Genomic DNA, 11,946 nt, shown 5'->3' on the forward strand with positions numbered 1-11,946 from the left:
CCCCGCGGGCCGCCCCCCTCATCTGACCGGAGAACCCCCCGCAACACCACCGGGGGGGCCGGGGGGGGGGGGCCCGGGCCCCCCCCCCCCCCCGCCGCGGTAGGTCGATCAGGCGGGGACCTCCTCCGCCGCCAGGTACTCCTCCCGGACCTCGCGCGGGCCGAACGGCCAGGTCCGTTCGGCGCGGGCCCAGAGGAGGAAGGCGCCGCAGCCCGCGACGACCCAGGCCAGTGACCACTCGATGGGGTGGAAGCCGGGCGCGTTGCGGTCCGCGTAGCCGTAGATGACCAGCCAGCCGACGGCCGCGATGATCCCCGGCGCCGGGTAGAGCCACATCCGGTACGGCCGGGCGAGCCCCGGCTGGCGGCGGCGCAGCACGGTGACCGCGACGATCTGGGCGAGTGCCTGGACGATCACCATCACGGTGGTGAGCAGGTTGATCAGCAGGGTGAGCGGCGGGTGGGCGGTGCTCGCGCCGAGGTGGCGGCCGAGCAGGAACCCGGCCGCGGTGAGCACGCCCATGGCGGCCAGCCCGAGGACGGGGAAGCCGTGCCGGGGGTGCAGCCGGCCGAAGGCCCGGAAGAAGACGCCGTCGCGCGCGGCGTCGTACGGCACCCGGGAGCCGCCGAGCAGGCCGGCGAGCACCGAGGCGAAGGCGGTGATCAGGATCAGCACGGTGACGACCTGGGCGGCGCCCTTGCCCCAGGTGCTCTCCAGGACCGCCGAGGCCACCGACTTGGAGGCGACCGAGTCCGGGTCGAGCATCGCGTGCCAGTCCATCGCGCCCAGGACGCCGATCTGCAGCAGCAGGTAGATGGCCATGATGCCGACGATGGACAGCACGATGGCGCGCGGCAGCACCCGGCCGGGTTGCCGCACCTCCGCGCCGAGGTAGGCGGCGGTGTTGTAGCCGAGGTAGTCGTAGATGCCGATGGTGAGGCCGGCGGCGAAGCCGATCCAGAACTGGCCGTGGGTGAGTTCGACGGCGTGTGCGGGCCAGTCGAAGGCGCGACTCGGGGTGAAGTGCGTGTAGCAGGCGACGATCACGGCGAGCACCGAGAGGATCATCACGCCCCACATCACGGTGGTGAGCCGGGCGATGTTCTCCACCCGCCGCCAGAGCAGGACCACCACCAGCGCGCAGAACGCGAGTCCGACCAGGTCGCCCTGACCGCTCGTCATGCCCGGCCAGAGGTAGCCGAGGTACTGGACGAAGCCGACCACGCCGGTGGACATGATCAGCGGGATGAAGAGCATCGCCGTCCAGACGAAGAGGAACGGCATCAGCCGCCCCGTCCGGTACTGGAAGGCCTCGCGCAGGTACACGTAGGTGCCGCCGGCCCCGGGGAGCGAGGCGCCGAGTTCGGCCCAGACCAGACCGTCGGCGAGGGCGAGGACGGCGCCGGCGATCCAGCCGATCACGGCCTGCGGGCCGCCGAAGGCGGCGACCATCAGCGGGATCGTGACGAAGGGTCCGATGCCGCACATCTGGCTCATGTTGAGGGCGGTGGCCTGGAACAGGCCGATTCTTCGGGACAGGCCAGGGGACACCGGGGCCTCCGGACGTGGGGGAGCGGGCGCCGGGCGGAGTGCCGGGGAGGATCAAGTTAGGGAGCATTACTTATTTCGTCAAGATGTCGGTGGGGGGCGAGGGTTGCGGGAGCGACCATTGGGAAACTTTCCTAACGAAAGTCATTGACCCGGCGGCCCGGCGCCCCGATCCTGGTGGCGCCCGCCACGGCCGCCGTCGTCCGTCCGCGAGTGCTCGCCCGTCCTCCCCCCGGCCCGTCGCCGCCGTGCGGCGGGTTGACGAAAGTGAGTTGGCATGCGCATATCCACCGGAGTCCGTTGTACCGCCCCGCTGCTGGCCGCCGCGCTCGGCTCGGCCGCCCTGCTGCTGGCCCCGGCGGCCACCGCGTCGGCCGCCCCGACCGCGAGCGCGGCCCCCGGCGCGAGCGCGGCCGTGCCCGCGATGGCCGCCGCGCCGTACGAGTACCTGGGCTGGGGCAGCCCGCAGAAGCCCACCGACGTGATGAAGGCCGCCGGGGTGAAGTGGTTCACCCTCGCGTTCATCCTCTCCGACGGCGGCTGCAACCCGAAGTGGGACGGCAGCCGGGCGCTCACCGGCGGGTCCGACGAGGCCGCGATCAAGTCGATCCGGGCGGCCGGCGGCGACGTCGTGGTCTCCGTCGGCGGCTGGAGCGGCAACAAGCTGGGCGAGAAGTGCTCCAGCGCGAGCGCGCTGGCCGGTGCGTACCAGAAGGTGATCGACGCCTACAGGCTCAAGGCGCTGGACATCGACATCGAGGACACCGAGTTCTCCAACGCGACGGTCCGGCAGCGCGTCGTCGACGCCCTGAAGATCGTCAAGACGAAGAACCCGGGCATCGTCACCTACGTGACCATGGGCACCACCCCGAGCGGCCCGGACGCCACCGGCAAGGACCTCATCAAGCGCGGTGCGGCGGCCGGCCTCGCCAACGACGGCTGGGTGATCATGCCGTTCGACTTCGGCGGCCACAGCGGCACCATGGGCCAGGCCTCGGTCAGCGCGCTGGAGGGCCTGAAGGCCGCGGTCAAGAGCGCCTACGGCTACAGCGACGACGCCGCCTACCGGCACATCGGCGTCTCCTCGATGAACGGGAAGACCGACGAGGCGGGCGAGACCGTCACCACCGCCGACTTCCGGACCATCCTCGGTTACGCGCAGCAGCACCACCTCGCCCGGTACGCCTTCTGGTCGGTCAACCGCGACCGCGCCTGCGGCTCCGGCACGGACGCCGACGCCTGCAGCGGCGTCGCGCAGTCCCCGTACGAGTTCACCAAGATCGTCGTCCAGTACCAGGGGTGAGGAGCATGTCGATGGCACAGCTGATCACCGGGCATCGCGCCCGTGCCGGCGCCCTGCTCGCGGGCGCCGGCCTGGCGGCGGGCCTGCTCGGGGCCCCGCCGGCCTCGGCCGCGCCCGTCCGCTACGAGGCGGAGGGCGCGGGCCTCTCGCAGGGCGTGGTGGAGGCCAACCACACCGGCTACTCCGGCACCGGCTTCGTCAACGGCGACAACGTCGCCGGCAGCTGGGTGGAGTTCACCGTCAACGCGGCGGGCGCGGGCAGCGCCACGCTCTCGCTGCGCTACTCCAACGGGACCACCGTCAACCGGCCGGCCGACGTCGCGGTCAACGGGGCCGTCGTCTCGGCGGCCCGCTCCTTCACCTCCACCGGGACGTGGGACAGCTGGGCGGACTCGGCGCTCACCGTCCGGCTCGCCGCCGGGGCCAACCGGATCCGGCTCACCTCCACCACCACCGGCGGCCTGCCCAACCTGGACTACCTGGACGCCGAGCTCGGCGGCGGCCCGCCCGCCGGCGGGCCCGCGGTACCGTTCGGCAGCCACCAGTTCCCGTACGCGGCGGGCACCCTGAAGCCCACCGGCGCGCAGTCCGCGATCGACCAGCAGGTGATCGACAAGTACAACGCCTGGAAGGCCGCCTTCGTCAAGCAGAACTGCGGCAACGGCTGGTACGAGACCATCTCGCCGGACGCGGACCACCCGTACGTCGCCGAGGGCCAGGGCTACGGCATGGTGATCACCGCGCTGATGGCCGGGGCGGACGCCAAGGCCAGGACGACCTTCGACGGCATGGTGAAGTTCGTGCTCGCGCACCCGTCGGTGAACAACCCCGACCTCCTCGCCGCCGAACAGGACTCCTCCTGCCGCAGCGTCAACGGGTCCGACTCGGCGACCGACGGCGACCTGGACGTCGCGTACGGGCTGCTGCTCGCCGACAAGCAGTGGGGCAGCGGCGGGACGTACAACTACAAGGACCTGGCCGTGAAGCACATCAACGCGATCAAGGCCGGTGAGGTCAACCCGAGCACCCACCTGATGCGCCTCGGTGACTGGTCCACCTCGGGCGACTCGACCTACTACATCACCCGCTCCTCGGACTGGATGATCGACCACTTCCGCGCCTTCCGGACCGCCACCGGCGACGCCGCGTGGGACACCATCCGCACCGCGCACCAGAACCTGATCACCTCCCAGCAGTCCAGGTACGCCTCCGGCACCGGGCTGCTCGCCGACTTCGTGGTGAACACCAACGGCACGGCCAAGCCGGCCGCCGGCGAGGTCCTGGAGAGCCCCAACGACGGGGACTACTCCTGGAACGCCTGCCGCGACCCGTGGCGGATCGGCACCGACGCGGTCACCAGCGGCGACGCCGCCTCGCTCGCCTCGGCGCGCCGGCTCAACACCTGGATCAAGGGCAAGGCGGGCGGCAACCCGGCGAACATCGCCACCGGCTACAAGCTGAACGGCACGGTCTTCGAGAACGGGCGCGACATGGCGTTCACCGCGCCGTTCGTCGTCACCGCGATGACCGACCCGGGCTCGCAGGCCTGGCTGGACGCGCTCTGGACCAAGCTGGCCGCCACCGCGATCGACGGCTCGCTGTACTACGGGAGCAGTGTGCAGCTCCAGTCGATGATCGTGGCCTCCGGCAACTACTGGGTGCCGTGATGGCGGCCGGAGCAGGGCCGCGCCACGCGCGGACGGCGGCCGCCAGGGCCGGCGGTGCGGTACTCGCCGCCGCGGGCCTGATCCTCGGGGCGGTGGCGGCGCCGCCCCCGGCGAGCGCCGCGACCGGAGCTGCGCCGAGTACCGCGACCGGAGCCGCGCCGAGTGCGGCGGCCGGGGGTACGCCGAGTGCCGCGAGCACCGACTACCAGGCCGAGGACGCCGTGCTCGCGCAGGCGAAGACGGCCACCAACCACACCGGCTACACCGGGACCGGCTTCGTCGACTACACCAACACCACCGGCTCCGCCGTCGAGTTCACGGTGAGCGCCACGGCGGCCGGCAGCGCCTCGCTGGCCTTCCGGTACGCCAACGCCGGGACGGCGAACCGCCCGATGGACATCGCGGTCAACGGGAAGGTCGTCGCCGCCGGTGTCGCCTTCCCGCCCACCGCCGACTGGGACACCTGGGCGGAGAAGACCGTCGGCGTCGTCCTCGCCGCCGGCACCAACCGGATCCGGGCCACCGCCACCACCGCCGACGGCGGCCCCAACCTCGACCGCCTCCGGGTGGGCGCGGCGGCCGACACCACCGCGCCGAGCCGGCCCGGCACGCCGAGCTGCTCCGCGATCGGGCCGAACGGCCTCACCCTCGGCTGGGGAGCCGCCACCGACGACGTCGGCGTCACCGCCTACGACCTGTACGAGCACGGCAACAAGCTCGCCGAGGCGCCGGGCACCGTGACGTCCTGGCAGCTCACCGGGCTGACCCCGGGCACCACCTACAACCTCACCGTGATCGCCCGGGACGCGGCCGGCAACGCCTCGCCGGCCAGCGTCGCGGTCGACTGCACCACCACGGCGACCACCGACCCGCCGCCGAGCGCGCCGGGCACCCCGACCGTCTCGGCGGTCACGGCCACCGGCGCCACCCTGACGTGGGGCGCCGCCACCGACGACAAGGGCGTGGTGGCGTACGAGGTCCGCAGCGGCTCCGCCGTGGTGACGACCGTCACCGGCACCCCGCCGGCCACCACGGCGGCGGTCACCGGGCTCGCCTGCGACGCCCCGTTCACCCTGTCCGTGGTCGCCCGGGACACCGCGGGCAGCTACTCGGCGCCGTCCGGCACGGTCTCCTTCACCACCGGCGCCTGCCCGGCCGACGGCGGCGTCCCGGGCTCCCCGAGCCCCTTCTCCACCGGGTGGACGATCCCCTGGGGCATCGCCTGGCTGCCCGACGGCAAGAGCGCGCTGGTGACCGAGCGGGACAGCTTCAAGGTCTTCCGGCTCACCACGGCGGGCGCCAAGGCGGCGGTCGGCACCGTGCCCAACGCCGTCACCACCGACGGCGAGGGCGGCCTGCTCGGCATCGTCGTCGACCCCAACTGGTCGGGCAACCACTACGTGTACCTCATGCACACCGCCGCCGAGGGCAACCGCATCGTGCGGATGACGTACGACGGCAGCACGTTGAGCGGCTACAAGGTCCTGCTCCAGGGCATCAGGAAGAACCGGTACCACAACGGCGGACGCCTCGCGTTCGGCCCCGACGGGTACCTGTACGCGTCGACCGGCGACGCCCAGACGTCCTCGCTGGCCCAGGACAGGAACTCCCTCAACGGGAAGATCCTGCGGCTGACCACCGACGGCAAGGCGGCCCCCGGCAACCCGTTCGGCAACTACGTCTACAGCTACGGCCACCGCAACCCGCAGGGCCTGGCCTTCGACCGCAACGGACGGCTCTGGGAGGCGGAGTTCGGCGACTCCAAGCGGGACGAGCTCAACCTGATCAAGCCCGGGGCCAACTACGGCTGGCCGACCTGCGAGGGCACCTGCAGCGTGGCGGGGATGACGAACCCCAAGGCGAGCTGGCCGGTCAACGAGGCCTCGCCGAGCGGCATCGCGATCGTCCGCAACGTCGTCTACATGGCCGCGCTGCGCGGTGAGCGGATGTGGCGCATCCCGATCGACGGGAACACCGAGAACGTCGGCACGCCGACCTCCTACTACGTCGGCGCCTACGGCCGGCTGCGGACGGTGTCCAAGGTGCCCGGGGCCGACCGGCTCTGGCTCACCACCACCAACGCCGACAACAACGGCGGGGCGGCCGACGGCGCCGACAAGATCTTCACGATCTCGATCGGCTAGCGGGACCCGGGAGCGGCCTTCGGGACCCGGGAGCGGCCTTCGGGACCGGGGCCCGGTAGTGGGACTCGGAAGCGGCCTTCGGGACCGGGACCCGGTGGCGGGACCCGGGAGCGGCCTTCGGGACCGGGGCCCGGTGGCGGGTCCGTTCCGTCCGCCCGGGCCCGGAGGCACTCTCCGGGCCCGGGCGGGTCGGGCCCCCGACCCGCCCGGGTCAGGCCGTGTCGCGGTCGATCTCGCTCTCCCGGACCAGCCAGAGCGCGAGCGCCGCGCCGACCAGACTGACCACACCGCCCAGCAGCAGCACGGCGTTCAGACCGTCCAGGAACCCCGCACGGGCGGCGTCCGCGACGGCCTGGCGGCCCGCCTCGGGGACGGCGGCGAGGACCTCCGGCAGGCTGCCGGAGGAGGCGGCCTCGATCAGCTCGCGCGGTCGGGCACCCTCCCCGGTCGGCGTGCCCGCCGCCAGTTCGCGGACCTTGTCGGCCCCTCGGCCGACGAAGACCGCCCCCCAGACGGCGATGCCCACCGCGATGCCGACCTGCCGGAAGGTGTCGTTGATACCGGCCGCCATCCCGCTGTTCTCCTTCGGCACCACGCTGACCGCCACGTCGGCGATCACCGGGTTGATCAGGCCGACGCCCACGCCGCCGACCAGGAAGCCGGCCAGCAGACCGGTCCAGTCGTCCCCGGGCTGGACGTCGCCCATCAGGAGCAGGCCCGCGCCGATCGCGACGAGGCCGGCGCAGAGCATCAGCCGGGCCGGCACCCGGGAGAGCATCAGGCCGGAGAGCGGGGCCACGACGAAGCTGAGCGCCGTGATGGGCAGGTAGCGCACACCCGCCGCGAACGGCGAGAGCCCGAGGTAGTTCTGCAGGTACAGCGTCAGGTAGAGGAACAGGGCGAACAGCGAGCTGGACACCGCGAACGCGGCCAGCTGCACGCCGGTGAACGCGTGCCGGCGGAAGAGGCCGAGCGGCAGCATCGGCTCGGGGACGCGGCGCTCGATCACCACGAACGCGGCCAGCAGGACGGCCGAGCCGGCGAACAGCGAGACGATCAGCGTGCTGCCCCAGCCCTCGGCGTTGCCCCGCACCAGCGCCAGGACGAGCAGGAAGAGGCCGCTGCTGAACGCCGCGACCCCGGCCCAGTCGACCCGGGTGGCGTTCGGATCGCGGCTCTCGGCCAGCTTCAGATAGGTGACGACCAGTGCGGCCGCTCCGATCGGCACATTGAGGTAGAAGATCCACTCCCAGCCGAGCGAGTCGGTGAGCGCCCCGCCGATCAGCGGGCCGACCGCGACCGCGACCCCGATGGTCGCCCCGTACAGGCCCATCGCGGTGCCCCGCTCGCGGCCGGGCGGGAACTCCTGGGCGACCAGGGCCAGCGACACCGCGAACATCGCCGCGCCGCCGATGCCCTGGATCGCGCGGGACACGTTGAGGAAGGCCGGGTTGGGCGCCAGGGCGCAGAGCAGCGAGGCGGCGGAGAAGATCACCAGGCCGGCGGCGAAGGTCCGGCGCCGCCCGAGGCGGTCGGCGAGCGAGCCGGCCGTCAGCACCAGCGCGGCCAGGGAGAGCGCATAGGCGTCGAACACCCACTGCAGATCGGTGAAGTCGGCGCCGAGGTCCTTGCGGATCGACGGCAGGGCGACGTTCACCACCGTGATGTCGAGCAGCAGCATGAACGTCGCGACCGAGACGGCGATGAGGGTCCACCACTTGCGTTGCACGGCAGCCGGTCTCCTTGACCCGCCGACCGGGGTTCGGTCGGGAAGGCACCGACCGTATGCAACGCCGTGGTTGGAATCCGGGCAAACGCGGCCGGTCCGGTGCATTTAGGCCCTGTCCGGCCGACGCGGCGGCCCCGTCGTTCGGTGGCCCGGCGGTGAGGTGGCGTGCTCGGGCGAGCGGTGGGTGATCGGCGACGGGGGTCGGTGACGTTCCGTGTCCGTCAGATCTCGATCTGCCAACGAAGTGTGAGAGATGTGCGTACGGCGTGTTGCCAGCCTGATTGAATCACGAACATCTTTTCATCGGAACGGAGCGTTCTCCTCTCATGTCTTCACGGATGCGCGGCGGCCGTCGCGGCCTGGCCGCCGTTGCCGGACTCGTCTTCACCGTCGGTCTCGCCCTGACCGGGTGCGACCCGTCGGCGGCCGACAGCGCCACCGCCGCCGCCACCCCGCCCGCCGTCACGGCCCCGGCCGCACCCGTCGCCACGGCCGCGCCGAGCACGCCTGCGCCGACCACCCCCTCTCCGGTGGTGACCGCCCCGCCGGTGACCACACCGCCGCCGCCGGTGGACCCGGCGCCCGCGCCGACCGCGGCCAAGCCCCAGTCGCCCGCGCCCAAGACCCAGCCGCCCGCCACCAAGGCGGCGCCCGAGCCCAAGGCCACCACCGCGAAGCCGCCGGCGGAGCCGGAGCCGGCGCCGACCAAGGCGACCACCGGCGACTGCGAGATCCGCTCCAACGCCGGCAACTGCTACAAGGCGGGCCAGTTCTGCCGCGACGACGACCTCGGCAAGAGCACCCACGAGGCCGGCGGCCGGGTGATCTACTGCCGGATGGTCAGCGGCAAGCCGCACTGGCAGGCCTGATCCGAGGGCGTGCACCGACGGAGGCGCCCGGCGGCCCGCGCCGCCGGGCGCCTCCGTCGTCCCGAACCGGCCTGGTGCTCCGGCCAGCGCCTCGGCCAGAACGGCGCAGTAGCCGCCCCAGGCCGCGAAGTCGGAGTGTGGGGCCGTGGCGAGCAAGCTGACCCGCTACGACACGACCCGCGAGTCCTACCAGGCCGCCGTCACCGTCGCCTCAATCCTCCTCCGGATTTCAAGACGGGCCCTGGCGTCGCGGTGTGACGAAGACGTCGTTCACGACGTACCCGTCCAGTCCGTGCAGCTCGCCGTAGGCGATCAGGTCGCTGCTCCGGTTGATGAACCCGCGTCCCGAATAGTTGAGCGACGTGTTGCAGAGGACGCTGAATCCGGTGAGTTCGCCGAAGGCGGTCAGCAGTGCACCCATGGCCGGGTTCGCGGTCGGGTCGACGGTCTGGGTGCGGGCCGTTCCGTCGACGTGGGTCACCGCGCGCAGGTCGGCGGACTCGACCCGGCTGAAGTACAGCATGTAGGGGTCGGGGAGGCCGCCGCCGAACCAGCGGCCCGCTTCCTGCTCCAGGCAGATCGGGGCGATGGGGCGGTAGCTCTCGCGCTGTTTGATCCTGTTGAGCCTGGCCGTGGTCTCCTCGGTGAAGGGAGCGGCCAGGATCGACCGGTTCCCGAGGGCGCGGGGGCCGATCTCCCAGCGGCCCCGCGCCCAGCCGATGATCCTCCCGTCGCGGAGGTGGCGGGCGACCTCGCGGTGGTCCAGCGGGCGGATCTCGTAGTGTTGCGGGTCGAACTCGATGTCCTCCACGAATTCGCCGCCCGCGTAGACGTCCCACTCCAGGTCGGCCGACCCGGTGTAGTAGTGCTGGGCGTCGATGGCGGTGCCGATCGCGGAGCCGCTGTCGTTGGGACACGGCGGAACGAAGACCGCGGGGAAGAGCCCGCACTCGCGCCAGCGCCGGTTCCACTCGCAGTTGAGCCCGCAGCCCCCGGAGACGAGCAGCGGGAATCCCTCGGTCAGGTGCTCCCGGGCGTACGCGTGGAAGCGCTCGAAGATGGCGTCCGAGAGCCGGGCCGCCAGGTTCTTGTACGCGCTCGACTCCACACCGACGTTGTGGAAGGGGGAGTCGGTCATCCGGTCCTTCAGGCTTCCGGTGATGACCTCCTTCTGGCCGAGGACGAAGTCGATGACGTCCTGTTCCGCCCGGGTCGCCGGCCGGTCCTCGGCGAATCCGGCCAGGGCCATCTGCTTCCCCGCGTCCTGGAACCGGACGAACTCCTGGTGCGGACTGAACTTCGGGTCGGCGAGCGCGAAGCCGTAGGAGTACTTGTTGCCGGGGTAGTTGAGCACCTCCTTGAGATGGGTCACCTTCCCGTGCTCGTCGATCCGGTAGAACGAGCCGATGTTCCCCTCCCACACCAGGCTGTAGAAGGGCTGGTCCCGGCGGAGTGCCGACATGCCGTAGGACGTCATGATGTGGGAGCGCTCATGGGTGGACGAGAAGACGCGCACGGCCTTGCCGAAGAACCGGCCGGCCTCGTCCGTGATCGCGGCTGCGCCCACACCGAAGTACCCGGCGCGCGAGGGCTGGTCGGTGCACTGGGTGCCCTTGATCCAGCCGCTCACGGCGACGACGTCGGGCTGCCGGTCCAGCCGGTCCGCCGCCGTCGCGAACAGTTCGGCCGTCGGATTGCTGTAGCGGAGGAACGAGTCCTTCTCGGCTTCCAGGGAGAAGAGCAGCCTGCCGTCGTCGACGGCCGCGATCGCCCCGTCATGGCCTTCCTTGAGGGAAAGAATCAGCATGATGGTCCGTTTCTCGGTGGGTTCCGCGTCCGACGGTTCGGGGCGGGCTCAGGGTCCGGGCGGCCCGGGTGCCGCGGGCGGCGCCGAGAGGGCCTGCACGGCGAGCCGGTGCAACCGCGGGTTGGCGGACAGGGCGCCGGTGCCGTTCCGGGGCGAGGCGCCCAGGAGGTCGGTGCAGAGGCCGCCGGCCTCCTCCACGAGAACCTGTACCGCGGCGATGTCCCAGGGGTTGACGACCGGTTCGGCCGCGATGTCGAGCGTTCCCTCGGCGACCATGCAGTGCTGGAGGAAGTCGCCGAAGGCACGGTCCTCCCAGCAGGCTTCGGCCAGGCGCAGATAGGCCGCACGGGAGTGGAAGACGTCCCAGGTCCGGGTGCTGGTGGTGGAGAGGTACGCCTGGTCGAGGCGGGTGCGGCCGGAGACCCCCAGGCGCACGGGGGTGGTGCCGGCCGGTCCCCGGCGCAGCCAGGCGCCCCGGTCCGTCGCCGCCCACCAGCGGCTGTGCAGGGCGGGGGCGCTGATCACGCCGACGGTGGGGCGGTCGTCCTCCAGCAGGGCGATCAACGTGGCCCACACCGGTACGCCGCGCAGGAAGTTCTTGGTGCCGTCGATGGGGTCGACCAGCCAGGTGCGCCCGGAGGTGACGGAGCCGCCGGTCTCCTCCCCGGCGAACGCGTCATCGGGGCGGGCGGACCGCAGTTCTTCGCGGACGGCCGTCTCGACGGCGGTGTCCGCGTCGGTCACGGGTGTACGGTCCGGCTTCTCCCGGACCCGCAGGTCGAGGGCGTGGAAGCGGCGTACGGTGAGCCCGTCGGCGAGGTCGCCCAGCCGGAGGGCCAGTTCGAGGTCGTCCTCCGGTGACGGGGGCGGCGTCACCGG

The 11,946-nt window shown here is 72.2% G+C and carries 8 protein-coding genes; 4 read left to right on the top strand and 4 right to left on the bottom strand.

Features of this window, described 5'->3' with window-relative positions; translation table 11 throughout:
- Positions 1-108 precede the first annotated feature (108 nt).
- Positions 109-1,497 carry an APC family permease gene (locus ACWDRR_RS21445; RefSeq protein ID WP_449773889.1) on the bottom strand — a complete coding sequence of 463 codons (1,389 nt, stop codon included), beginning with the start codon at positions 1,495-1,497 and terminating at the stop codon, positions 109-111.
- 328 nt (positions 1,498-1,825) lie between these two features.
- On the opposite strand from ACWDRR_RS21445, the gene ACWDRR_RS21450 reads away from it, so the two are divergent.
- The 3 genes from ACWDRR_RS21450 to ACWDRR_RS21460 are packed head-to-tail and all read left to right on the top strand — an operon-like array spanning position 1,826 to position 6,662.
- A complete protein-coding gene (locus ACWDRR_RS21450; protein WP_449773765.1) occupies positions 1,826-2,851 on the top strand; it encodes a chitinase in 1,026 nt (341 codons plus the stop codon).
- 11 nt (positions 2,852-2,862) lie between these two features.
- Complete coding sequence (locus tag ACWDRR_RS21455) at positions 2,863-4,518, top strand: glycosyl hydrolase family 8 (protein ID WP_449773766.1); 1,656 nt, start codon at positions 2,863-2,865, stop codon at positions 4,516-4,518.
- Positions 4,518-6,662: a PQQ-dependent sugar dehydrogenase gene (locus ACWDRR_RS21460; RefSeq protein WP_449773767.1), complete on the top strand. Its 2,145-nt coding sequence runs from the start codon at positions 4,518-4,520 to the stop codon at positions 6,660-6,662. The genes ACWDRR_RS21455 and ACWDRR_RS21460 overlap by 1 nt, the downstream gene beginning before the upstream one ends.
- Before the next feature lie 211 nt (positions 6,663-6,873).
- Here ACWDRR_RS21460 and ACWDRR_RS21465 read toward each other — a convergent pair whose 3' ends face one another.
- Positions 6,874-8,391 carry an MFS transporter gene (locus ACWDRR_RS21465; protein WP_449773768.1) on the bottom strand — a complete coding sequence of 506 codons (1,518 nt, stop codon included), beginning with the start codon at positions 8,389-8,391 and terminating at the stop codon, positions 6,874-6,876.
- Between the two features lie 326 nt (positions 8,392-8,717).
- Between ACWDRR_RS21465 and ACWDRR_RS21470 the strand changes: the two genes are divergently transcribed.
- Positions 8,718-9,260 (top strand): hypothetical protein, encoded by a 543-nt coding sequence (locus tag ACWDRR_RS21470; RefSeq protein WP_449773769.1) that lies wholly within the window; start codon positions 8,718-8,720, stop codon positions 9,258-9,260.
- Positions 9,261-9,489: 229 nt separating this feature from the next.
- Here ACWDRR_RS21470 and ACWDRR_RS21475 read toward each other — a convergent pair whose 3' ends face one another.
- Together ACWDRR_RS21475 and hisN are read right to left on the bottom strand one after the other, a co-directional pair.
- Positions 9,490-11,067 carry a carbamoyltransferase C-terminal domain-containing protein gene (locus ACWDRR_RS21475; RefSeq protein WP_449773770.1) on the bottom strand — a complete coding sequence of 526 codons (1,578 nt, stop codon included), beginning with the start codon at positions 11,065-11,067 and terminating at the stop codon, positions 9,490-9,492.
- Between the two features lie 48 nt (positions 11,068-11,115).
- Positions 11,116-11,943 carry a histidinol-phosphatase gene (gene hisN, locus ACWDRR_RS21480; protein ID WP_449773771.1) on the bottom strand — a complete coding sequence of 276 codons (828 nt, stop codon included), beginning with the start codon at positions 11,941-11,943 and terminating at the stop codon, positions 11,116-11,118.
- Between the last annotated feature and the right edge of the window lie 3 nt (positions 11,944-11,946).

The sequence above is a fragment of the Kitasatospora sp. NPDC003701 genome (assembly GCF_053587085.1).

Bases quoted from the DNA above. Each gene is read 5' to 3' on its own strand.
- ACWDRR_RS21445 (WP_449773889.1), bottom strand. From the start codon at position 1,497: ATGAGCCAGATGTGCGGCATCGGACCCTTCGTCACGATCCCGCTGATG.
- ACWDRR_RS21450 (WP_449773765.1), top strand. From the start codon at position 1,826: ATGCGCATATCCACCGGAGTCCGTTGTACCGCCCCGCTGCTGGCCGCC.
- ACWDRR_RS21455 (WP_449773766.1), top strand. From the start codon at position 2,863: ATGGCACAGCTGATCACCGGGCATCGCGCCCGTGCCGGCGCCCTGCTC.
- ACWDRR_RS21460 (WP_449773767.1), top strand. From the start codon at position 4,518: ATGGCGGCCGGAGCAGGGCCGCGCCACGCGCGGACGGCGGCCGCCAGG.
- ACWDRR_RS21470 (WP_449773769.1), top strand. From the start codon at position 8,718: ATGTCTTCACGGATGCGCGGCGGCCGTCGCGGCCTGGCCGCCGTTGCC.
- ACWDRR_RS21475 (WP_449773770.1), bottom strand. From the start codon at position 11,067: ATGCTGATTCTTTCCCTCAAGGAAGGCCATGACGGGGCGATCGCGGCC.